This is a genomic window from Arthrobacter sp. UYCu512, assembly GCF_040547075.1.
Taxonomy (GTDB): domain Bacteria; phylum Actinomycetota; class Actinomycetes; order Actinomycetales; family Micrococcaceae; genus Arthrobacter.
In genome coordinates this window covers 1-22,804 of record NZ_JBEPPA010000020.1, presented here as the reverse complement: position 1 = coordinate 22,804, position 22,804 = coordinate 1, and the positions used below count along the sequence as shown (strand labels likewise).

The window sequence follows — 22,804 nt, the reverse complement described above, 5'->3', positions numbered from 1 at the left end:
TCACGGAGGAACCGGCACTTCCCGGCCAGTACCGGCAGTGCCTAGGCTTGCCAAAGTTCTAGGCTTGTCCAGTCATCAGGCATTCCGATGGAATGCTTGGTCAAATGCCCCGCTCGAGGGAACGAGCCGACGAGCTCGACTAGGCGTTCGGTCCAGCCGCCGTTGGGATCGATCACACGAAGCATGTATGCCATCACGGCCAAAGCGTTATAAAGACCAAACACCTGCTTCGACGACTCTTCATCCCTTAGATGATCCAAGAGAGGAACTTGCCCCTTACTCGGCCGTTTCGGCGCAGTAACAAGTTTGCGGTTGAAGATCCGGGCGTGGTGGGCAGCCACGTTCCTCACATAGTTCAGACTCGCAATCCAACTACTCATCACCCGCTTCGACGGTACCGCGTAGGCGGTGGCGATCTCCGTGGCGATCGAGTTCGTCAGTCCAACGTATAAGCGACTGAGGTGCCCCAGCTCCATGATCTCCGTGAGCGCCCAAATCGGCATCTGATCGCCGTATTTCTCCCGGAAATGGGTCACAAAGGCCTCGTCGGATCCGTTCTGTCGCTCCCGCATCCGGTCGATCCATTGCTCGTGTTTGCTCGGTGCCGGTCCTCCCGTGGCTGGATCCACTTGTGCATCCGTGAAAGACCCTACGAACGTGGCAGGTTCTAGATGGGAAAAGGCCGAACGCCTGCCCAACACATATCCGATCTGCATGCGGAGCGAAATTTCAATCCTCTCGATTCCATCAAGGATGAGCATCCTCAGTCGACGGTCGAAGTCGATGAGTTCCGCGGCGTCCCGCATAGAAGTGCCGGCCCGATAGTGGTTGAGGACCCGTACCCGTGGACGACCGTCATCGTCCACGTACGGCTCAGACTCACGGAATGGATAGAGATAGCCGGTAAGCCGGTAGTAACCAACCGCACAAAGCAGTTGAACACCGCTCCCGTCCTCGGGAACGCTGACACCGCGCAAGGCAAGTTTTTTGACCTGGTCCTCGACCGACAGCCATTGCTTTGTGTACTCAGCCACGAATCCCCCGGTTAAAAGAAAATCAGCCCGAGCCGTGAGGCGAGCGGGCTGATCATGATGAACAAACCGTATCACGAACTGCCCAGCAGTCAGGGCACGGCATGGCACCCCCGACTTGAGCCACCTGGGAAGCCGAACGCCGACAACAGCGCCAATGGGACAACAATAGGGCCGACGCACACAATCGGCCCTTACCGGTTGCCTAGTGGGCGTCGTCGTAGGCTTTTTTGATGTCCTGGCTGATGCGCCCGCGGAAATTGGGGCTGTACCCGTTGGCCATGGCCCACTCACGGATCTTCTGAGTCTCTTCCCTGCTGGATGGCATAGTCCTGGTGCTCCGGCTTCCTGAAGCGCCGCGGACGCGCCGGCCGTGGGCGATGAACGGTGCCAAGGTCGCGCGCAGTCCGGCTGCATTTTCCTCTGCGAGGTCGATTTCGTAGTCGGTGCCGTCAAGGGAGAACCGGAGGGTTTCCTGCGCGTCCTCACCCGAGATGTCATCGATCAGCTGGACATGGATTTTACGAGCCAATGGGGGTCCTTCGTTCGAGATTGATGCTGTCGTTTCCCCCAAGCCAACGTCTGCCTTTGACCTCAACACTATTTCACTTCCGAACACCATCGAACCCGCTAAGCGTTCGTCTGTATGCGGGCCACTAACTCGGCGTCGACGTGTGTCAGGAAATGGCATATCGGATATCAATCGGCCGCACGTTAGCCGAGTCGGAGGTTACCTAGGGATACACCGCAAACGGACAGTCAGAAACGCTCCCCTGCGTCTATTGACCGACTTTGATACCGAACTCGAGTTCTGACCGCCAGCGCCAGTTTACGTCCGCCGTCGGCAACGGGCATTCCCACGCCAACAACAAGCCGCAACGGCCGGCGTCACGGAGCACGTCAGTAAGGGTCGTTTTTGACCCGCGGTTTGCGCGGAGAATGACTTGGGCTACGGGGCAGCCGCCGCAGTCATCGATTGAAACAGCGCCCTCCGACCGCCTGCAGGTGTTGCGCTGGGCAAGCATCTCCGGGCCGACTGCTGGTTGCTGCGACCATGTGCGTGTTCATCCGGTTGAAAGCTGCCAGGCAGTCCGCTCGACGATGGTGAATCCCAATTTTGTTAGGTTGCTGATGCTTGGTGATCCCGGAGCTGCGGTGGCCGTGGCCAAAGAGGCACCCAGCTCTGTCGCGAGTGAGAGCCGGTAGGCCAGGAGCGCTGTTTGAGCCCCTGTTCCTCGCGCTGCCGGAAGCGTGGAGGCTCCGCCAAGTACCGCGCCAGTGGGGTGCATGGACATTGCTGCTGCAGCGCAAGGTTGACCGTTGCGCGAAGCGATGAAACCACGGATGGCCGGAAGGGCGTGCTCGGTGCGGATCAACGCGGCCACTGCGCTCGACGCCGCGTAGCCCTCGTCAAGAAGGTCCAAGAAGAGCGCCATCTCCTCCTGGGTGACGACTTCGCGTATCTGCCACGGCTCAGCCCACATTCGGGACTTGTTGCAATCGGCGTTCAAGCGCATGAAAGCAATCGGCCGCACGGGGGCCGGTTCGTAACCCTCGCCTCGCAACCAGTCGATGAGATTCTGCGATGAGGACATTGCGACGATGGTTATCCGGCATGGATCCGGAAACCACTTGATGACGTCGGGCAGCGCCCCGGCCGAATGCTCGGTTACGCCTTCAATGGTGTTGAGGAAGCCATATTGACCTGCGGTTGCAAGGCTTGCCCGCAATCCGCCGATACCTAGCGATTCAAACCTGCCCGGCAACCTCGCACTTGCCGCCGCACCAAGCAAAAGTTTCTTCCGGGCGAAAACTGCCAGTTCCGCAGCTTCAGCAGACTCTTCCAGATGACTTGGCATCCCCGCAGCCTATCCCTCGATCAATTGCGCCAAGATGCATCCCGCCTCCCCCACGATTCTGAAAAGCAACAGGGGTCATTTGGTTTCGTTGGCGGTCGGGGCGGGGTTCCAGATTTCGTGTTGCCGGTGGGTAAAGTCAGCGAAGCTGATCGGGGGCCGGCCCAGCACCTGCTGCACGGTGTCCGTCAGCTCGCCAGCCAGTCCGAACCTGGCTGTGGTGTAGATGGCGGCCGTGACGAAGACCATCCCCCATGGCATTCCGAGGGTTCGGCGGGCGTGCCAGAAGTATCGGAAGATCCCGGGCCTGGCGTACCGGATGGGGCGGCCAAGCTCGACGGTCAGGATCCGGGCTATCTGTTCGTAGGTCAGGGCTTCATTCCCCGTGACCGTCCAGGCGGTGTTGCGGTGCGCGGCGGGGTTCATGAGCGCGGCCGCGGCGACGGCACCGACGTCCTCACCGTCAACGAACGCGGTCACGCCGCGCCCGGCAGGGACCATGATCTCGTCACGGTCACGGATGTCGGTCAGGTGGGTGGTTGAAAGGTTCTGGTGAAAGAACGACGCCCGCACGAACGTCCAAGCGGCACCGGAGGTGCGCAGCCATGCTTCGATGGCCGCGTGCGGGACGACCTTATTCTTCTCCGCGCCCTGAATGGAGAGAAACACCATCTGCTCGACGCCGCGGGCGCGGGCGTATTCGAGGGCGGGAATGATCTGTTTCTTTGGCTTGCCCAGATGTGGCGGGCGCATCAAAAACATCCGCTGGACCCCATGAAATGCGTCGGGCCAAGTCATCTCGTCGGTGAAGTCAAAGGCGATGGCTTCAACCCGCTGCCCGAACATCCGCTTCACGGACTCCGCGGTTTGCCCGGCCGCGCGGACTCTCTGCCCGGCGGCCAGCAGCTGTTCGACCACGACCCGGCCGATGTTGCCCGTAGCCCCGGTCACCAGAATCACTTCTCCCGCCATCAGGGGAACTTCCTTTCAGCTCTTCTTGAGGCTAACAAACCCGCGCCACGTCACTCGCGAGCCGTTTTGCGCCCCCGAAAGTCGATAACGGTCGTTATTGCATGTGATGAGAATCACGCGCAATCTCTAACGTATTCGGCCGCGCGCCGCAAACAAACGGGCATGCAGCTGATCGAGATCGCCTTGTCCCTCATCCATCCGTCCACTGCAACCACCGGGGTATCCATCCCCTGGTTGTGCGGCTCTTGCCTCAAGTTCCTGGTTGTCCACCTTCACGCCATACGAAGACCGTAAATTCGGATCCCTGTGGCGTTCCGCGAAACCCCGCCGGGGCATGCGGAGCGGCTTCCCCTTCCAGGTCAGCACGCCGCGAGCCTGCTTAGGGCGGTTCGCATTCGATGCCTCAGGAGACACGAGTGCCGGGCTGGGGCGCATTTAATCCACTGGACGCCGCGCAGTTCCGCCTTAGTAGAAATGAGAGAATCTGGAACAGAGGGGCGAATCCGGCAGGTTGCCCTCGAATTCAGGATGGGGGGACGATGCCGAACGCTTCCGACATGCGAGTGGCTGATTTACTGGAGAAATACAAGGAAGTACCTGCACCGAGGGCGTACTCGCGACTCTACGAGGACGTTGCCAACTTCGGTCACATGTTGGCTGTCCTTCACGGCCAACTGAACAATCATTTCCAGGCGATTAATGAGCGGGCAAAGGACAAGCAGAACTATTGGGCCCCGACCAGCAGGGAGCTACTGGCTCTCATTGAGGAGCTACGACAGGACCTCCACGATGCTAACTTGGCCGGGTTCGAGGTGAACCTCGTCGAGTCCTATGAGTTGGCCCTCGAGGATGCAGAAACGTGGCTCAGGAAGAGCAACGGAAGCCCCATCCCCGACGACTACAAGCCCGTTGACATTTTGCGATACGCCCAGGCCTTCACCTTCGGCGACAAGTCAATCCGGTTGAAGAAGGAATCGACCCCACTAAAGCTGACGATGGTGGGCAGTGGATCGTATGCAGATGTCTACAGCTACGTCGACCCGGACTATGGAGTGAAGTACGCGGTCAAGAGGGCGAAACGTGGGATTGACGCTAGGGATCAGCAACGATTCCGGCAGGAGTTTGAGGTTATGAAAAGCCTGAGCTTCCCCTACGTGGTTCAGGTGTTCAAGTTCAACGAAAAGCGCAACGAATACGGCATGGAATACTGCGGTGAAACGCTGCGGCAGTACGTCCAGAGCCGAAACACCAAACTCAGTTTCTCCACACGGAAGCGCATCGCCCTGCAGTTCCTCTACGGACTCAACTACATCCACACCAAGGACTTACTGCACCGAGATATCAGCCTCCAGAATGTACTGCTCAAGATCTACGACAATGAAGCTGTCCTCGTGAAGCTGTCCGACTTTGGGCTTGTGAAGGACAAGTCCTCGGAGTTCACTCGCACCCAGACGGAAATGCGCGGAACCATAAGGGACCCAATGCTTCACGACTTCAAGAGCTACGATCTCGTGAATGAGATGTACTCGGTTGGGTTTGTACTCTCGTTCATCTTCTCCGGCCGGGAATCACTCCTCTCCGGCCACGGCGAAGCGGCAAAGCTCGTTCAGAAGTGCTCGTCTCATGACACGTCTCAGCGTTTTGCGAACGTTCGAGAGGTCATAGCCGCGGTAGAAAAGCTTGACATCAGACCAGATCAGGCGCCCGCGTAGCTCGCGTATCAAGAAGAAAGGCCGGCACGTAAGTGAACTGCTCCCCGAAAGTTGGACTGAAAATTCAGTTCTGACTTAAGGGGAGCAGTTTCATGTTCAAGGGCAGTTCGTTGTCTGAGGAGCAGCGTGAGGCCGCGGTGGCGCTGTTTGCGACTGGTTGGGGCTCCAGGGCCGTAGCGACCAGGCTTGGGGTGGGTAGGAAAGCAGTCCTCCGGTTGCACGACAGATGGCGCGTTCGCGGAGATACTGCTCTTGTGACCAAACCCGTGAAGCGGCTGTATTCGTTCGAGCTCAAGCTCAACGCGGTGCAGCGATACATTGCCGGCGAGACCAGGGTTGAGCTGGCGAAGGAGCTCGACCTGTCGTCGCCACACCTGATAGCCGTGTGGGCAGGGCAGTACCGGGCTGAGGGCGAGGACGGCCTCCGTCCGAAACCTAAAGGCCGGCCGAGGAAGAACCCAGATGCCCCGGCGCAGCAGGAACCGGAGCTGCAGCGGCTGCGGCGTGAGAACGAACGCCTGCGTGCGGAGGTGGCCTTCCTGGGAAAAGTAAAAGCCTTGAGGGACGGGGAACAGCGCTAAAGGTCCGCGCTGTCATCGCTCTCAAGGCTGAGCATCGGTTGGAAGTTCTCCTGGACGTAGCCGGGTTACCCCGGTCCACGTTCTTCTACCACCAGTCCCGCCTCCAAGGCCCCGATCCACAGGCGTCCCTGAAGGCCGCTATTACAGAGATTTTCAAGAAGAACCACGGCCGGTACGGGCACCGTCGTATCCATATTGAGCTGCTGAAGCAAGGCTGGACGGTCGCCAAGAAGACCGTTCTGAAACTGATGCGTTCCCTGCACCTCGTCTGCAAGGTCCGAAGCAGGAAGCGATACAACTCCTACCAGGGCGAGCAGGGCATCGTGGCCCCCAACCTCCTGAAACGCCAGTTCGAAGCCGACGCCCCAAATCAGAAATGGGTCACCGATGTGACCGAGTTCAGCGTCGGTGACGGGAAGCTCTACCTCTCACCGATCATGGACCTTTTCGACCGGCAGATCATCTCCTACGCGATTGGGACGTCGCCCAATCTAGAGCTGGCCAACGCCCCTTTGCGGGGCGCCTTGGCCACGCTTGAGGACGGACAGACACCCCTCGTGCACTCCGACCAGGGATTCCAGTACCAGCACAACTCCTGGCGCACACTTTTGGAGAACGCCGGGGCAGTCCAATCGATGTCCCGTAAAGCAAACTGCTATGACAACGCCGTCATTGAGAACTTTTTCGGACACCTCAAGGAAGAGCTCTTCCACCGTGTCCGTTTCCTCAACACCGACGCCCTGGCAGCAGCGCTGCACGACTACATTCACTGGTACAACACCGAAAGAATCTCCACAAAGCTGAAGGGTCTCAGCCCTGTGCAGTACCGTGCTCAAACGCTCGCCGCGTAAGACCCCCAGCAAACAACGCAGCATTCGAGCTCCGTATCGAAGCAAGGACCGCCGGGGCCGGGCGCTAATGATGAAGCCAGTATCGCTTGGGCCCGTCTAACGATCGGCACGTGAGGCGTTGTCGGGACTGAGTGGCCTGCGAGCGAGAGAGGGGTACTTTCCTGGCATTAGGACGATTTGGCACCGTTCAGCGATCTGAATTGGCCGCCGAGTTTGTGAGCCAGTCCCTTGGGGTCTTTGCCGCTTAGAGGCTCACCAAGTGCTTCGGACATGTCTACGACCATCCAGTTCTTACCCTCCACAATGGACAGAGGCTGAGCTGAATCACCGTACAGCTGGTGCTCGGCATCTCGGGCGTCTTCCGTCTTGAACCACTCAACTTGGACGCGGTTTGCACACACGACGTATTCAGCCGTGAAACCTGCGAGGTCCGGATTGATGATGGGATCCGTCTTTGGCTCATCGTCGCAGCCGATCACGCCGGCAACGGCTCGACGGGCATCATCGACAGAATCGAATTCCTTGAGCTGCGGAGCGGCTGAGGTTTGCGTGGTTGTGGACTGCTGCGGCGCTGCTGCCCGTTGACCGTTGACCGCGCATCCTGTGAGACCGACGATCACACCGATTACTGCGATGGCTACCGTGTCCCTGCGTCTGCCCTTGATCTTCATTGATACCCCATCCCCCCGGAGGTTAGTTCAGCCATCCTTGCATACGACCGTCGTTGCGTACAGGAAAGAACGGACAGGAAAGAACTGCACGCAGAAGGCCCCGTCCTAATTTGGACGGGGCCTTCTGGGTGGGGCCGATCACTGACCGCTAAAGTGGAACTCGCACATTAACGAGTCCAACTTTTGGGGACCAGTTCATAAGTGCCGGCCTTTCTAGGGTTTCCCTCTGCAAAGGAAATATGTGGTTCAGCTTAGCTGAACGATTTGTACTGCTGCCGCGGCCTGGTACCTCGTTGTTCCTGGTCCCGCGGGTGGAGGTTGGCCTTGTCGCGTTGTCGCGGTTAATGGCGGTCCGTCGCTGGTGAGTGGCCGCTTTGGTTCATCCTGGGCGACGGACCGCCCGGCGTGCGGGAGGTTCCGTGCCCTGCGAATGGAATGGCCGGGCGGCTGTATTGGGGGATCAGCCGCCCGGCCCACTTCAAATTATTCAGTATCGGCGGTGTGCTTGTCGATGATGATTTTCTCCACGGCACTTGCGGTGTAACTTCTCCGGACTACCGGTAATCGTCAAGAAATTCATCAGATCTCGCGCGCTATGCAGGCGCTGTCAGTTTCCGAAGTCGTCTGCATCGGAGCTGGCGACGTCCATGAAAGCGCCCGCCCAGAAAGCGAAAGAGGGCGGGCGCTTCGGGGAAGACCCCCAAATCTAGCCCGCATGGAGTCCGAGCGAGTAGATGCCGTGGACTACGTCGGATGTGAAGGACTGGTTGTGGTGCTTGGCGTAAATGGTTTTGGCCCGTCGCATCATGGTGACGTTGAGTCTGTAAGCGGCGTTGATGATCACGGTCTGGTCCATGGCCTTGGCGAAAACGTCGGTGCCCAAGCAATCAATGGCCACAACCGGCCCGACACTCCTGTATTTATCGCTTACCTCGTAGGAGGCCTTGCGGAGCCAATCGCCGTCGAGGGCCCGCAACGGTTCGATAATGCCTTCGGGCCAAATGTTCATTGTCCATTGGAGCTCGCTTCCGCCTCCCTCCAGATCCCATTCGGTCAGGAAGAGCATTTCCACGGACCCCGCGTTGAGCGTGAACAAGCGGCGCCGGTCAGCAGTGCGGCTCGTAGTCGGTAGGGCGGCAAGGGACCAAAGGATGCCCCGGGTACGGGCGGGGTCCGGAATCGTCTCGTGAACATAGCGAGCCAACTGTGCGCAAATCTGGGGGTAATCGGAGCGCTCGGCCAGTTCCCAAAACCGGCGTTCCTTCGAGGTCTTCGATTCCGACGCCACCGTCTCGCGCCTTGCCCGCTCCCAAGGCAGCTGCACGGCCGTGCCCTCAGTCAGCGCAACCTCAAGGTCCTCCCTGCCACCCGGCCAGTCCGTCAGCATCAAGTTACGCAGGCTATGCGTACGCTGTTCGTACCGGATCACCGCACGCTCGTAGTAATCCAAAAGCGCGGCCTCACATGGGGCAAAGCTAAAGGCCGTGACATCACCGTGGTGGCGCTTATGTGCCGCGTATCTGGACACGATATTTACTGTCCGCCCGACGTATTTATCCCCGTCGTCAAACTCCAGGACATATATTCCGCAGATGGCGGCCGGGTCTTCGACCGAAAACAGCGTCGACACCGGCGCCGCGTCCCGCATTGGGTACTTCGTAAAAAAGAGAGGACCCGCAGAAGCCGCATCAGAGGTGGTCATAAGTCATGATGCCACTTCGAGAATACAGAAGAGGACAGCGGCATAGACGTTGGGCGTCGAAGGAATAAGGCACGGGCACCCATTTGGTGAGAAAGCGGTCGGTCGGTCGGTCGGCGGCAAGGCGCCTAGGAGGGTCAATACATGCCGGGGCCTCGAGCGACAAGGTTCTCAGGGCACAGTTTCATCCTGTGTAGTCTGAGGCCATGAACACAAAACCGATCTTGGGGAATCGCCAATTCTTTGCAGTCTCCGGACTTATCTTGACCGCGGTGCTTGTCGCCGGATGCGCGCCGGCAACTATTTCCAGCCCCTCTGTTCCAGAGGCCAACACGCCGACTCCTACACCTACGGCGACCGTCCAAACCACCTTTTCGATGTCGGAACTAAATGTGGGTGCACTTAAAACAGCCCTTACAAATGCCAGGGCCGCGCTTGCACACCCAACCGGACCGGCAATGGTCGCCGAAGCGGTCAATACAGTCGTGTCCCTTGCCGGCGATACCGTAAAGCCCAAACTCACCACCCAGGAATGGACGAACATTGCCGTCCCCAATTACCAGCTTCAAATCGACTCGGGTAACGGGAAGGGTTTGGCAGCAATCCTCCCTGCGGCTCAGGACATCATTGTGAAAGTCGAGCGTGCCGGGAAGAACGCTGGACTCTTGTGACGCCATGGTGCCTCACAACCAATCGTCGTCGAAGCGCTGACAGGGCATCGGCCCGTAGGCCCAGGCCAGGGTCAGGGTGATGGGAAAGCCGGTAGGCCAAGGGACACCTGCGTGCTCATTTGTGCGAGTTTGTCCCGGGCGGCTTTCAAGCTGATCTCTATTCCTTCGAGCTCGCCCAACCACCCGCGTTCTTCGGCTTCGATCTTCCGGTCCAAGAGTGCCTCGATCAGTTCTTCCAGGCGGGGACGTTGTGACGGATCGGGGCGGAGCATGGGGCATCGTATGCAAGCGTGTTCGTGGATGCAGGGTGTCCCGTAGGCCCGGCCGCAGCTTCCCAGCTCGACCTTTCGCTTCTTGAAGTGATCATGAAATTCCTGGATCTCTGCAGCGCTGGGTTCCAAGTAGTCTTCCCGTGGCCGCAACGCCCGTCGTCTGTCAACAAAGCTTCGGAAGTGCCGGAAAGTATCCTCATCGTGGACGGCTGCATAGCCCTGCGTCGTGACAATGTTTTGATGACCCATCAGTTTCGCGAGAATATGGATCGGCAGCCCCGTGGCCAGCGCAGATGTTGCGAAGAGACGTCGAAAATCGTGTGGAGTGAACCTGTACTCCGCCCCGGTCTCGTCCCTGAGACCGGCCCGGGCGACAGCACTGTGAATGGCCGTCCTCACCCGGGCCGGAGACATTACCCGACGTTCACTCCCGATGTGTGTCTGGAACAGGTGAGGCAGCGGTGCGCTGTAGACGCGCTCCGCGTCGTCGTAGCGGATAGTCAAAGGGACACTTCCATCGGTACGGGAAATGCGTTTCTTCACCAACGCGAAGACATGCGCGAGCTCGGGCGAGACGAGCAGGACCCGTTCCCTGTCGGTCTTCGAGGGAACGATCTGCAGAAGCGGAAGCGCTTCGCCGGTCCCGGCAAGCTTGTAGATGGACAGTGCGAGCGTTGTGATCTCGACAAGTTCCTCGACACGGACTCCTGTCTCGTTCAACGTGTTGACGAGCGCCCAGCTCCAAAAGCAATTCTCCTCCAACTGGGTCAGATCCACCCGCCGCTCGAAGCGGCCACCGGATATCCAGACCCGACCAACGCCCCGGGGAGAGCTGCTCGTCCTCTGGCTCAGGAGTAGCCGCCGGTAGACGACCCCTTCGTGCTCAAAATCATCCCCGCCGTCAGTCGCTGTCCCAGCGGCCAGGAGCGCTTGAGCGGATTTCAATTCCGTTGCAGTGCTCAAAAGCAGCCGCGGGAGCAACGGTCCAAGATCCCGAATCCTTTGGTGAATCCTGGCCTGCGTCCGCAGCTTGTGTTTCGCTTCCCCCTTGGTATCTTCACGGGTCAGAAATGACGGCGCCGCCCACTGGGCCCAATACCCGTCATCGGTTGCCCACGACGCGATATCCAGATACATCGCCCGCACGGCAAAAAGCGTGCGGTGCTTGCCGGCCAGAGATCCCTGCAGCAGACGATTCAGCCACGCTCTTCCCTCCTCGAAGCCGATATGGAGGCTGCGCGCCTCCGGATTATGGGCCTCTATGTCGGTCCAGAAGTTCTTCACCAATTCGTAAACCAGCCAGCGCAAAGTCGAGTAGTCCAGCGACACAACCCGCGACTTCAGATAGCGGATGAGCACCTCCCGAACAGGTTTGCAGCGAATCTCGTAAGCATCGACCATCTGCTCGACCGAAGGCCGCTCCACTGCAACCGCCTGCAGCAGCACCGGTGTCGATGCATCGAACACCCCCAGGTCCTTGAGCATGGACCAGGCGTAGGTCAGTCCGTCAGGCTTCTGCCCACGCGCTATCTGGAAATCCCGGTACTCAAGAAGATGTTCCGGGAGCAACTGCTCCACCGGCACACCGGTGCGTGCGAGGACCTTCGTCATCACCACCAGGCTGTTGCCGAAGTTCGGCGGCGCCACGACGCTGGCCGTTCCGTGGTCAATCATCCGCACAAAGAATTCCGGATGCCGGTTCCGTCGAATCCGCTCGAAGCGTGGTGAAGCTCTCCGAAGCCAGATGTAGCTGGGGCGGATCACGTCCATCGCAATCAGGTCCGCAATTCCATGCCCGGACTCGTCCGCCGATCGCTTGACATGGATCCCCTCCCAGGGGCCGCCAATTTTCTGCCGCCAATCAACGCCTGCATCCTGGCATCCGGCGCTCTCCCAACGCGACTGCCACGTCTCGCCTTCAAACACGGACAACGCTGCCAGGACGACGCCCACGCCGCGTACTGACACCCCATCCGCGTCGTTCAATGCCGCGGCACGGTCCACGATCTCGTCCCGCGAAACCGAGGACAGCAGTGGAGCGGCGTCTTTCCAAGCGGGGCGCTTCTCCGCGGGAGGTGCCGGGACGAACCGGGCCGGAGCATAGTCCCTGACTATTGCCACCGGGTGCCGCCAAAGAGATCGTTCATGTCTTCGGCTGAGTAGCGTGACAGGGAAGCCGGTGCCCCGCCGGCAGCAAGGATGTCGGAAGCTCGCGACGAAAGATGCCGGTTCACTCTCTCGATCACTTCGTCATTACGTGGCTTTAGATACGCTTCGGTCGTGGATAGATGGACATGGCCTAGAACCGCCTGAATGTCTGTGATGGACACCTCCGGGTCCTGCGCCATGCGCATCGCAGCGGTGTGACGGAAGTCGTGAAGCGTCCAGTTCGCGCCCAGGACCACGTTCACCCTGCGAATGACTGCCCGGGCCGCCTCATAGTTGAGGGGCCGATATGGCCTTCTGAGAGTCCACCACGCCGAGAGACCGGAACGGGTGAGCTCTTCGGGGAGAGCCTCCTGATACAGCCGGAACCAACTGAATGCCTCAGGGGATGCGGGAATCCGCTGAACAGCTCCCGAGCCCTTCCGCGTCACCGAAATACACTGCTGCCCAGCATCCACCCTCCCGTTCGTCAGCCCGACGAGCTCCGAAGGGCGCGCCGCGCTTGAGACATAGAACGCCACCAGCGCCCTGTCCCTGTCCGTGCCGAGGGCTGTGAACAGATCCTCGAACGCTTTGTCCGGGATCGAACGGGCCGCCTGAATTGGAACCTTTTGCCGGTAATCAGCCCGCCGTCCATGCCTGTACTCGTCTTCGGGGTTGTGGTGGGCTCCGAAGCGCCCGCCCTGCGGGAGTCTCTCCGGAACGGGATTGCGCAGAGGTCCCGTCAACGCCCGCAGGTGGTAGTCGTAAAACGCACTGATCACCGAAAGATTGTGATTGATGGTCCGGGGAGCGTAGACGTCGCTTAAATAGGGTTTGCCAGAGACTTCATTGACGGCCGGCACTTGCCGGCGGATCTCCGCGGGGTGCTTGGACGCTTCGCGCAGGCTCATCACAAAGTCCCGGACATCATCCCTGGTCACCCGGTCCCAGCCCCGATCTGAGAGCCACAGAAAGCGGAACCACCGTAATAGATCCCTGGCATACGATTCAACGCTGGACGAGCTCATCCCCCGCGCCCAAAAATCCCGGAGATACGGCTCAATGCTTGGTACCGGCACCCCCTCGCAGCCCAACACTTGCCAGTACGGGGCCTCCGGTATCGACTTCACCCGCCCGATGGCGCAGACCTCAGCGAAATTCCCCTGACTCTGAATACTCAACTCGTGCCTCCATTGGCCGGCGAACGTCCGAGGCTAACAGCCTAAGTCCGGTCAACATATCCCCAAACGGTGAGCTGGTTCAGGTAGTGGAAGTGCCGCTTCTCGGCGCTCCTCCAGGAGTCTTTCTGGATGGTCTTTTCGTACCCGGCGCAGATGAGGGCGATGAGGGAGAACTCGGGGCGTGCGGTGGTTTTGGCGGTGTGGTCCCGCAACGGGTTCCAGCCCCACCGGTCGGTGTCCTCCCCGGTCTTGGCCCCGATCATCTCGGTGGCGACCTTGCCGTCGTAGCCGCTGGCGGTTTCGGGGTCGTGGGTGATGGCGTGGACGGTGAAGTACTGCCAGCCCTTCGGCGCGGTCTTCCGCGACAGCAGGGTCTTCACGAACTCCCGCCTGACCTTGGTGGCTTCTCTGCACTTTGCAACTATGGATGACGGGCTGGAGCTTGCCGGGCAGACGACGGGAGTTGCCGTCCTAATGGATTCTGGCTAAACCGAAGGCTAAATGTGCCGGAGGTATCTCTGAGGCGAGTCTAGGAATGACCGCCAATTGGTAACCAGGTCCAGATCCTCCCAGGCCTGAGCCCGTAGACCCCATGGCCCCACTTCCAGGATCTGCGCACCCGGAAGGGCCGCAAGGACAGGTGAGTGCGTCGACATTATGACCTGGGAATCTCCCTGGGCCAGGAGACCCTTCAAGACTGCAAGAAGGCTGAGGCAGCCTGTGAACGACAACGCGGATTCCGGTTCATCGAGTACCCACAATCCGTGCCCGCGGAATCTATCGACGGCCAGTTCCAAGAACGACTCGCCATGGGACATGTCGTGGAATGAAATGTCGGGACCGGAAGTGCTCGGATTTTTCTCGAGGGAGGTGAAGAATCCATGCATGGTTTCCGCCCGCAGGAAGTACCCTCGCCGAGTTGTGCCAGCATTCCGGACAAGCTGTAAATGGTCGGCCAGCGCGGATTCCGTGGACCTGGTGGTGTGCCGCGCACCTGTTGAGCCGCCTTCAGGGGACAAACCGTAGGCCAGTGCTATAGCCTCCACGAGAGTCGATTTTCCTGACCCGTTTTCGCCGACGAAGATGGTAGCGGACGTCAGCTCAAGACCCTGGTCCAGGACCTGAGCTACAGGCGGCAGGGCTGCCGGCCATTGACGGCGATCGAGAACGTTAGCGGGGTCCTCTCCCAGCCGCCGGATCGGATAATTGTGGAGGGGCATGCGCCCATTCTTGCAGCCCGCCTGTCTGCCGCGCTCAGAGCGGAGAAGGACCTCTACCTTCCGTTCAAATGCGGATGGCTGGGATTCCGAGGTTGGTTGGGCCGAGTTTGGCGAGTCGGTGTGCGTCGGCGCGCTTGTCCTGCAGGAATTGAAGGGTGAGGTCGATACCTTCGAGCTCGCCGAGCCAGCCTTTTGTTTGGGCGAGCTCGCGTCGGGCGATGAGGTCGGTGTTGATCTCGTCGAGGCGGCCGATCATGCCAGGGTCCACCTGGAGCAGGGGGCAGCGGATGCAGGCGTGTTCGTGTTCGCAGGGCGTGGCATAGGGTCGCCCGCAGTTGCCGAGCTCGACTTTGCGCTTATCGAAGTGCTCTTCGAACTCGGCCCATTCCGTGGTGGAAGCGGTCCGGTATTCCCGTGCGGCCCGGGCCGCCCGGCGGCCGGCGAGGTGGGTCTGATAGTGGCGGATGACGTCTTCCTGGAACACGGTGACGTAGCCGTGGGTGGTCTGCAGGTCCAGGTGTCCAAGGAGGGCGGCGCCGATGTGGATCGGCAGGCCGTGGTTGACGAGGTCAGTGGCAAAGAGGCGGCGGAAGTCGTGCGGGGTAAACCGGCATCCGGCCAGCTCGGGGTGCTCGACTGCCAGGACATCGCTGAGTTTGCCGAGTTCTGCGCGCAACGATCCTGGATTGATAACCTCGGTTCGTTGCCCGATCGTGCGCTGGAACAGAAACGGCTGCGGCTCACTCGTGATGCGCTCGTACGGGTCATAGCGGGTCGCCAGAGGCACGCTGCGCCGGTTCCGGGTGAGGCGGCGGATGATGGTCGCGACCACATGGAACAGCTCGGCGGTCATCGGGATCACGCGCTCACGGTCGGTCTTGGACGGGGCGACCACCAACAGAGCCACAACTTCCCCGTTGGGCCGGGCATACTGGCGGATGCTCAATTGGGATAGCTCCAGAAGTTCCTCGCAACGCAACCCGGTATGCTGCAAGGTCTCAACGGTTGCCCACTGCCAGAACGCGGAGTCCTCCAGAAACGTGACGTTGAGTTTCCGTCCGGTCGACTCATCGAGCACCCGGATATTGGCCTGACCATGACGCTCGGCGTGCCTGGCGTCACCGACGGTGAACAGCCTTCGATAGTTCTTCGCCCCGACCGTCAGCACCTGGTCAGGTTCGGCATCTGCCGCTGCGTCCAGGAGCTCATGCAGATGGTCCCGGCGGGCGATCACAGCGGCCACGAAGGCAGGAAGGATAGGTTGAAGCCGGCGTATCCGGCCATCCATGCGTTCCTTGGCCCGGCGTTTCGATTTCGCCTGTGACCTGGTTTCCCTGCTGCCAATGGGGCAGGGCGCAACCCATCGGGCCCAGCTTTCGGGTTCCTGAGCTGCCCAGCCCTGGATATCGAGGTAGAAAGCCCGGATCGTCGTCAGGACCCCGTCCGCACTCAGACGGGGCTGCCCATCGCCGCGGATCTCAAGTACGGCGCGCCAGCTCTGATAATCCTCCGGCGCGAGGACGAGATCCGCCTGGGCGGGGTTGACCTTCCGGACCCCGGTCCAGAACTTTCCGCAAAGGTCCGCTGCGATATCGCGCAGCGTCGAATAGTCGATGTCATGGCTGCGGCGCGTGAGGTAAGCCACGAACAATGCGTGAATGTCCGGGTCGGTGATGTTGTGCCAGTCAACGAGCTCTGCGGGCGTCATCGCCGGGGCGCGTTTCGCTCCTCGCAACGTGGCGGGAACGTGCGCGGGGAAGTGACCGGACTCGGCCATCACCTTCCAGGCGAGGTGACCGACGTAGGACTCGTAGCCGGCGCCCCAGCCGCCCTCGCGGGTGGCGATCGCATAATGAAGCAGCGCTTCAGCGCTCAGATCGGCGAAAGCGATGCCCTGGGTAGTCAGCGCGGCGGCAACGTCGAAACGGGCGCACCGCTTGAAATGCGCCGAGGCTTCGTGCCCGTCGACCAACGCCAGAAATCGCTCCAGATCCGGATCGTTCTGCGCTACCTCGAAATGTTCGTGATAGCGCACGAAGCTGTTGACCCGGAACGCCGCCAACGATGGCCGGATCACACGCAGGCAGCACAGGAGCAGGAGCGCGTGTCCCAGCTCTCCGTCCAGACGTGGATCCCCTGTGGTCAGTTCCCTGATCCGGCGGTCCCCGTCGTTCAGACCCGATGCCACCCATCGTTGTTGCCATGACCGCCCCGGGTGCCCCTCGAGGTAGCCGAGCAGCCACCGCAGACCCGCGCGGCGCAGCGAGCACCTCGGTTGGGACCGCGGCCAAATCGTATCGACCAGACCGCTGATCGTCTCGAGAGTCGCCGTTTCCAGGTCTCCCTGCGGTTGCGGCGGAACTGCTGGCGGGGTTGCCGGGGCGGCCGTGATGACGTTGCGGGGCCGCGTTTTTCCGGGCGATGCCGGCTCGAGGTGCCGCTGTTCCGGATGCTTGAGTCCTTTAACCACCGAACACGACCGTGAAGTCGTCCGCGTCATACCCGGGCGTCAGCTTCGGCTCCGGCCGCGGTGCGGCGAAGTGCTCCTGTACCTTTTGGAAGACCTCGTCAATCCGCGGCCGCAGATACGGTGCCATTGACGACACCCGCCGGTGGCGTGTCACAGCCATCACCTCGGGCAATGTCAGATTCGGGTCGGTCACCATCCGGTCGATTGTCGTGTGCCGCAGATCGTGCAGCGACCAGTCCGTTCCCAGCGCCGTGTTCGCGCGCTGCAGGACCCTGCGCGCCGCGTGGTAATTCAACGGTCGCGGCTTCCCATGCAGGGCACGCCAGATCGGCTCGCCCGGTCCAGGGGTGCCGTGCTCATGGAAATACGCCGCCAAATGCTGCAATGACTCCGGAGAAGCGGGAACCGGTTCCAGGGTCCGGGACCCTTTTGAAACAACCCAGACGCGCTGCCTGGCCCAGTCCACCTGGTCACCCCGGACACCGAGAAGCTCGCTCGCCCGGGCACCCGATGACAGATACAGGCTCACGAGCGCCCGGTCCCGGCTTGTCCGTAAGGCACCGATCAGCTCATCAACCAGATCATCCGGAATGGAACGTGGCGCCAGCACGGCCGCCTTCTGCCTCAACGGCGCACGACGAATTCCCGGGGTCTCCTCCAACGGGCTGCGGTGCGCCAGTCTCGCCCGGCGGCCCGGGCTCTCCGGCACGGGGTTCGTCACCGGCCCGCGCCCAAAGCGGGCGTGGAACTCGTAAAAGGAGGCGAGGACAGCAAGTGCGTGATTGATGGTCGCCGGCGCATACCCCTCAGTCAGCGGTCTCTTCCCGGTCCGTGGATTCATCAGCCGTGCCCCGCTCCCCCGCCGCTGAGGATTCACCGCCGAGCGCATCCAGCCCACCATGACCTCGATCTCCAGACGGCCCGCCTGGTCCCACGGGAGCCCGATCAGTTCCAGCACCCGCCACCAGCGCAGCAGGTCATTGCCATACGACCGCACGGTCAACGGGCTCATGTCCGTCAACACGAGATCGCGCAGATACACCGAGAACACCTCGATTTCCCGCCCTGCCTCGTCGACCACGGCGTAGGGCAGCAGGCCTGCCGCGTTTTGCCGGACGGCGCCAATGCCGGGTAACCCGATCTGACCCTCGAGCAGCTTCAGCCGCATTTCGTCCACGATGACCACCTCTCCGGAAAGCCTGGGTTCAGTCTCCCCGAAGTTCAGTCAACAGGACGCTTTCCATCTCGCGATTATTGGCGATCAGGGTCTTCCGATCGGCTTTCTGTTCCTCGGTCATCGGGCCTTTCCGGGCCTGCGTGCCGCCGTCGTAGCGTTCGTACTTCGGGGTGAAGCCCAGCTCCTTCCAGCCGGTGATCACGGGGTTGGCGTTGTGCTGGCCCCGGTAGTCGGTGCTGATCAGGTAGGCGTTGGCGTCCTCGTCGGTGGCCGGTTCCCCGTCGGCCCGCTTCGCGGCCGACACGTACAGGTTCTCGTCGTTGGCGTAGTGCCCGGCGTCCTCCACGATGGTCTTGCCCTGGGCCTCGAGCTCCGCGATGAGGGCGGCGAGGGCGGCGGCGCGGTCGCGGCGGTCCCGGAGCATCTGCGCGACGTGCAGGAGCTGATCGGGTTCGTCTGCGATCACGGATTCCAACTCCTCCGTGGCGTCCTGGTTCCCTTCAAACTCGGCCATGATGAGCGCTTCGTCTATGGTGTATCCCTTGCCCAGGGCGGCGGCCCCGGCGCTCGAGGACTTGGCTTTCAGCGCCCCTTCCACGGTGGTCTTGGTGCGCCCGGTCTTCTTGGCGATCGCGGCGGCTGAGACGCCGATCAGGGATAGCTGGTGGTAGGCGTCGGCCTCGTCCGCTTCGGTGAGTTCGGCGCGCTGGATGTTCTCCACGACCTGGGTCACGATGCGTTCGGCTTCCTCGGGGGACTCGATGATCATCACCGGGATGCTGGTGCGCCCGGCTTCGACGGCGGCGCGGGTGCGGCGCTGTCCCATCAGGACGTGCACCACGCCGTCGTCCTTGCGGTGAGCGATGACGGGTTCCATCACGCCGTGCTCTTTGATGCTGGCAATGAAATCGGGTGTCAGGGCGGCGTCTTTGCGGACGTTGATGTCCACGGTCAGGGTGACCGGGTCGAGCATTTCGAGGGTGGGTGTGGTGTTCATGGTGTTGCTCCTTTTTGCCCAAGGATTCGGTGGGTGGGGCGGCTCAGGTGACCGGACAGCGTCCCCTCTCCCCCCGTTGTTTTTTGGTTGCTGGCAAGCTTGCTTGCTCGGCGGCCGACGGAGCCCTGTCTACCCGCAGGGCAAGGTGAAGGAAATTCCCGGAGGAAATCAGCGACGGAGGAGCGCCGGAGGGACATTTCCTGCGCCGCAGGCCCCGACGAAGGAGGGGCTAGACGGGGTGGAGCGGACGCCTAGAATCCGGAGGACAGCAGCCAAAAGACGTCGTAGACAAACAGGGTCAGGGAGTGACGGAGCTCTGCGACGGTGCACCCTGGACCCAACAGCCGGCCGCGCCAGCGGACGCCCCATTTGGGGTGAGCCCTGCGAACCATTGAGGAGCACCCCGGGGATCTGCGCCTATTGTCCTGCGGTCGGTTGGCCGCGCACCGTTCTGGCTCCCGCCGAAGAGACCTGGGCGGTTGGCGGTCCGCCGCTGGTAACCCGAAGCGGTAGCCGGCCACGACGGCGGACCGCCAGCGGTGACCGGCCATGAAGGGCCGGCCACCGCCTGGGTGTCAGCTCGCCGGTTGGTGCAGCCCGAAGAGTTGCTGTGCCAGGTCGATCAGTTCCTCGGGGACGTCGGCTTCGCCGCCGTCGTCCGTCTCGCCCAGGAACACGGCATTCCCGCAGTAGACATCGGTCAGGACGCCGGTTTCTTCCAGGACCAGCACAGCGGCGCGGCGGTTAGGGGCGAGGTTCAGGATCTTGCCTTCTTCGTTGACGTAGAAGTGCCAGTCGTAGCTGGTAACGGCTTCGATGTTTCCGGCCACGAGGGTTTGCAGGTTCTCCAGTGATGCGTCGATGGTTTCGACCCGTGCGGGTTCGCGTCCGTCGGCGGGGATGATCAGGGCGGTGCAGGTGCTCATCAGGTGTTGTCCTCTCGAGTGGTGCGGTGGGGTGCGGTGCCCCGCCGAAAGCGGCGGGGCACCTGCTCTGGCGCTGGTTAGGCGGCGTTGACCGTGTAGGGCATCCGGTAGCGGGACGGAAGTTCCGCGGCGGCTTCGGGCAGGTCGTCCGGGCCGTGGGCCTGTCCGTTCTTCCAGTGGAAGAACGCCTGTTCGGTGATCGCTTCGAACTGGGCCGCCTTGGTCCGGTAGAACGTGCAGCCCACGTCTCCCTCGCAGTACGTGGCGATTCCGAAGAGATTGCCGATGCTGTCAGCGGTCCGGGTGGCCGCGACCATGACATAGGGCCACTGGCCCAGGTCCCAGCCGTCACATCCCCAGCTGGGGATGACTGCCCAGCCTTCGGCTTCGATGAGTTCCATCCAGTCGTAGCCGTCGTTCATGTGGTAATCGACGAGGACGGTCAGGCCCTCGATGGTCTCCCCGGTGTCCTTGGTGGTTACCGTCTTGGTTGCTACTGCATTCATGGTGTTGCTCCTTTTTGCCCAAGGATTCGGTGGGTGGGGCGGCCTAGGTGACCGGCCAGCGTCCCCTCTCCCCCCGTTGTTTTTTGGTTGCTGGCAAGCTTGCTTGCTCGGCGGCCGACGGAGCCCTGTCTACCCGCAGGGCAAGGTGAAGGAAATTCCCGGAGGAAATCAGCGACGGAGGAGCGCCGGAGGGACATTTCCTGCGCCGCAGGCCCCGACGAAGGAGGGGCTAGACGGGGTGGAGCGGACGCCTAGAATCCGGAGGACAGCAGCCAAAAGACGTCGTAGACAAACAGGGTCAGGGAGTGACGGAGCTCTGCGACGGTGCACCCTGGACCCAACAGCCGGCCGCGCCAGCGGACGCCCCAGACCTGGTTGGAGCGCAGCGGAAATCAGGGCCTTGCTAGGGTGGACGGGTCCCGTCAGTCGCAGCTCACTCATCCCCCGAGTGAAATCTCCTGGCGGGGCGTTCCAGCCGAAAAGGGGCAGCGCATGGGATTACGAAGTCTTTTCCGGAAACGCCCGACAAGTTCCGGGCCGACTGAGGCGACGCTCTCAGCGGCCGGCCCGGAGCCGCTGACTGCCGAACAGCTCGTAGAACTCGAAGCCGCCTGGGCAGAGCTCACCGCTGCAGCGGAGGCATCGGAAGTCACGAATTTCAGTGCCTGCACGCGCGGTGGCCGGTCTTGGACTGAGAACGCGGCGGCGGTGCGGGCCGTCGCGGCGACGCTGCGGGAATTGCCCGCAATGGAAGACCAGACACCGAAGTAGTTTGCGGACGGGTTGTGCCCATTGGGGGCAGGTGGAGCCCTCCGCACAGCTCGGGCTGTCCCCACTGGCGTTCAACCCGTCCGCCGAAGGCCCGCGCCGGCCCCTTTGGTCGCTGGCTGTCGTAGCCGCCCTCCATAATGAGATCTGCGTGATCATGCATCAGATGCAATTCGGCATGATTGCGCCTTTCTTTTGCCGTGTCGATTCGAACATATATTCTAAAGTGGTGGTATGGGACCGGATCAGGCGGGCAGGCTGCAGGCGCAGTATGCGCGGCGAGCGTCCCCGATTGGGCTGACGGTGGAAGAGCTCGATTTCGAGCACTTCCCGTCCAAGAACGGCTTCCCCGGGATCCCGGTGAAGGCGTGGATCAGGTTTCCGAACTGCGCTGAGCTGGTGGACGGCGAGGTGTACGCGTGGACGGCGAAAGCAGTCGAAGTGACGTGGTGCGACGGGCCGCTGACTCGCCGGACGTGGGTATGGAGTTCGGCGGTTACCCGCCGGGAAGAAATGATGAACAGGAACTTGGGAGAGCGGACAAACCGTGACAGCAGTAGCGAATGAAACAACCCTGGACGCTGAGGTTGACGTCCGGTTCACCCCGGCCGGCACTCCTCTGGCCGTCCGGTTTGATGGCCGGATCTGGGCCGTGGCGGCCGATCCGGTGCACTGGTTCGCCCGGGACGCCTGGTGGAACACCCGGCGTACCGCAGCCGTCGGCAGCGGCGACCTAGTGAGCGTCGAGTTCTGGCAGTTGCAGGTCCGTCTCGGCTCGACTTCGGCCCTTCGAACGTTCACGCTGCGCCGGGACCCACTCTCCACCCGGTGGCTTCTGGAAAGCATCAGCGACTAGGCCACAGTGACGCCTCAAGCGATCAGCGATCAAACCTGGGCGGAGATCCGGATCGAGTTCACGCTGCCGTCCCTCGGGCAGGTGCACCGCCGGCTCTCCGAGCTGATGGAGGACCCGGAACCGGTCATGCGCGAGCTGGTTCGCGTCTTCTTATCCGGACTACTGACGTCGGATTGGTTTCTTTTGGAAGCCTGTCGTGCTGGCTTAGGCGTAGACCCCGGGGTGCGGGTCGGTGCGTG

Annotated in this window: 21 protein-coding genes and 4 pseudogenes; 9 read left to right on the top strand and 16 right to left on the bottom strand. The window is 61.5% G+C overall.

The window, feature by feature from the left end:
* Positions 1–41 precede the first annotated feature (41 nt).
* The 4 genes from ABIB49_RS17010 to ABIB49_RS16995 form a co-directional block, all read right to left on the bottom strand.
* Complete coding sequence (locus tag ABIB49_RS17010; RefSeq protein WP_354157422.1) at positions 42–1,034, bottom strand: Abi family protein; 993 nt, start codon at positions 1,032–1,034, stop codon at positions 42–44.
* 202 nt (positions 1,035–1,236) lie between these two features.
* On the bottom strand, positions 1,237–1,563 hold the full coding sequence (locus ABIB49_RS17005) for a histone-like nucleoid-structuring protein Lsr2 (protein ID WP_354157421.1): 327 nt from the start codon (positions 1,561–1,563) through the stop codon (positions 1,237–1,239).
* A 532-nt stretch (positions 1,564–2,095) separates the two neighbouring features.
* Entirely contained in the window at positions 2,096–2,890 is a 795-nt protein-coding gene (locus ABIB49_RS17000) for a GNAT family N-acetyltransferase (RefSeq protein ID WP_354157420.1), read from the bottom strand.
* Positions 2,891–2,965: 75 nt separating this feature from the next.
* On the bottom strand, positions 2,966–3,859 hold the full coding sequence (locus ABIB49_RS16995; protein ID WP_354157419.1) for an NmrA family NAD(P)-binding protein: 894 nt from the start codon (positions 3,857–3,859) through the stop codon (positions 2,966–2,968).
* 557 nt (positions 3,860–4,416) lie between these two features.
* Between ABIB49_RS16995 and ABIB49_RS16990 the strand changes: the two genes are divergently transcribed.
* The 4 genes and pseudogenes from ABIB49_RS16990 to ABIB49_RS16975 all read left to right on the top strand — a co-directional run bounded on the left by ABIB49_RS16990 (position 4,417) and on the right by ABIB49_RS16975 (position 7,003).
* Positions 4,417–5,571 (top strand): protein kinase family protein, encoded by a 1,155-nt coding sequence (locus ABIB49_RS16990; RefSeq protein WP_354157449.1) that lies wholly within the window; start codon positions 4,417–4,419, stop codon positions 5,569–5,571.
* 92 nt (positions 5,572–5,663) lie between these two features.
* Positions 5,664–5,813: pseudogene (locus ABIB49_RS16985) on the top strand (helix-turn-helix domain-containing protein); the annotation flags it as partial.
* 12 nt (positions 5,814–5,825) lie between these two features.
* A complete protein-coding gene (locus tag ABIB49_RS16980) occupies positions 5,826–6,152 on the top strand; it encodes a helix-turn-helix domain-containing protein (protein WP_354157448.1) in 327 nt (108 codons plus the stop codon).
* 38 nt (positions 6,153–6,190) lie between these two features.
* A complete protein-coding gene (locus ABIB49_RS16975) occupies positions 6,191–7,003 on the top strand; it encodes an IS3 family transposase (RefSeq protein ID WP_354157418.1) in 813 nt (270 codons plus the stop codon).
* Between the two features lie 167 nt (positions 7,004–7,170).
* On the opposite strand, the gene ABIB49_RS16970 is transcribed toward ABIB49_RS16975, so the two are convergent.
* Both ABIB49_RS16970 and ABIB49_RS16965 read right to left on the bottom strand, forming a co-directional pair.
* Positions 7,171–7,674, bottom strand: coding sequence for a hypothetical protein (locus tag ABIB49_RS16970; protein ID WP_354157417.1), 504 nt, complete (start codon positions 7,672–7,674; stop codon positions 7,171–7,173).
* Between the two features lie 706 nt (positions 7,675–8,380).
* On the bottom strand, positions 8,381–9,376 hold the full coding sequence (locus tag ABIB49_RS16965) for a GIY-YIG nuclease family protein (RefSeq protein ID WP_354157416.1): 996 nt from the start codon (positions 9,374–9,376) through the stop codon (positions 8,381–8,383).
* A 203-nt stretch (positions 9,377–9,579) separates the two neighbouring features.
* On the opposite strand from ABIB49_RS16965, the gene ABIB49_RS16960 reads away from it, so the two are divergent.
* Positions 9,580–10,044, top strand: coding sequence for a hypothetical protein (locus ABIB49_RS16960; RefSeq protein WP_354157415.1), 465 nt, complete (start codon positions 9,580–9,582; stop codon positions 10,042–10,044).
* A 71-nt stretch (positions 10,045–10,115) separates the two neighbouring features.
* On the opposite strand, the gene ABIB49_RS16955 is transcribed toward ABIB49_RS16960, so the two are convergent.
* The 10 genes and pseudogenes from ABIB49_RS16955 to ABIB49_RS16910 form a co-directional block, all read right to left on the bottom strand.
* Entirely contained in the window at positions 10,116–12,320 is a 2,205-nt protein-coding gene (locus ABIB49_RS16955) for a tyrosine-type recombinase/integrase (RefSeq protein WP_354157414.1), read from the bottom strand.
* A 107-nt stretch (positions 12,321–12,427) separates the two neighbouring features.
* Positions 12,428–13,645: a tyrosine-type recombinase/integrase gene (locus tag ABIB49_RS16950; RefSeq protein WP_354157413.1), complete on the bottom strand. Its 1,218-nt coding sequence runs from the start codon at positions 13,643–13,645 to the stop codon at positions 12,428–12,430.
* Positions 13,646–13,686: 41 nt separating this feature from the next.
* Positions 13,687–14,049: pseudogene (locus ABIB49_RS16945) on the bottom strand (ParB/RepB/Spo0J family partition protein); the annotation flags it as partial.
* 93 nt (positions 14,050–14,142) lie between these two features.
* A complete protein-coding gene (locus ABIB49_RS16940) occupies positions 14,143–14,865 on the bottom strand; it encodes an AAA family ATPase (protein WP_354157412.1) in 723 nt (240 codons plus the stop codon).
* A gap of 64 nt (positions 14,866–14,929) precedes the next feature.
* On the bottom strand, positions 14,930–17,053 hold the full coding sequence (locus ABIB49_RS16935; protein ID WP_354157411.1) for a tyrosine-type recombinase/integrase: 2,124 nt from the start codon (positions 17,051–17,053) through the stop codon (positions 14,930–14,932).
* Between the two features lie 274 nt (positions 17,054–17,327).
* Positions 17,328–18,503, bottom strand: coding sequence for a tyrosine-type recombinase/integrase (locus ABIB49_RS16930; protein ID WP_123255250.1), 1,176 nt, complete (start codon positions 18,501–18,503; stop codon positions 17,328–17,330).
* A gap of 67 nt (positions 18,504–18,570) precedes the next feature.
* A pseudogene (locus ABIB49_RS16925) lies at positions 18,571–19,509 on the bottom strand (ParB/RepB/Spo0J family partition protein); the annotation flags it as partial.
* Between the two features lie 251 nt (positions 19,510–19,760).
* On the bottom strand, positions 19,761–19,901 hold the full coding sequence (locus ABIB49_RS16920) for a hypothetical protein (protein ID WP_354157410.1): 141 nt from the start codon (positions 19,899–19,901) through the stop codon (positions 19,761–19,763).
* Positions 19,902–20,084: 183 nt separating this feature from the next.
* Positions 20,085–20,435, bottom strand: coding sequence for a DUF3846 domain-containing protein (locus tag ABIB49_RS16915; protein WP_354157409.1), 351 nt, complete (start codon positions 20,433–20,435; stop codon positions 20,085–20,087).
* Between the two features lie 77 nt (positions 20,436–20,512).
* The gene (locus ABIB49_RS16910; RefSeq protein WP_354157408.1) at positions 20,513–20,941 is read right to left on the bottom strand and encodes a hypothetical protein; all 429 of its coding nucleotides are present in this window, start codon (positions 20,939–20,941) and stop codon (positions 20,513–20,515) included.
* A 492-nt stretch (positions 20,942–21,433) separates the two neighbouring features.
* Between ABIB49_RS16910 and ABIB49_RS16905 the strand changes: the two genes are divergently transcribed.
* The 4 genes and pseudogenes from ABIB49_RS16905 to ABIB49_RS16890 form a co-directional block, all read left to right on the top strand.
* Positions 21,434–21,712, top strand: a complete 279-nt coding sequence (locus ABIB49_RS16905) for a hypothetical protein (protein WP_354157407.1) — start codon at positions 21,434–21,436, stop codon at positions 21,710–21,712.
* 231 nt (positions 21,713–21,943) lie between these two features.
* Positions 21,944–22,276, top strand: coding sequence for a hypothetical protein (locus ABIB49_RS16900; protein WP_354157406.1), 333 nt, complete (start codon positions 21,944–21,946; stop codon positions 22,274–22,276).
* On the top strand, positions 22,257–22,565 hold the full coding sequence (locus tag ABIB49_RS16895; RefSeq protein ID WP_354157405.1) for a hypothetical protein: 309 nt from the start codon (positions 22,257–22,259) through the stop codon (positions 22,563–22,565). Before ABIB49_RS16900 ends, ABIB49_RS16895 begins: the two co-directional genes overlap by 20 nt.
* Positions 22,566–22,571: 6 nt before the next feature.
* Positions 22,572–22,804, top strand: a pseudogene (locus tag ABIB49_RS16890) (hypothetical protein); the annotation flags it as partial.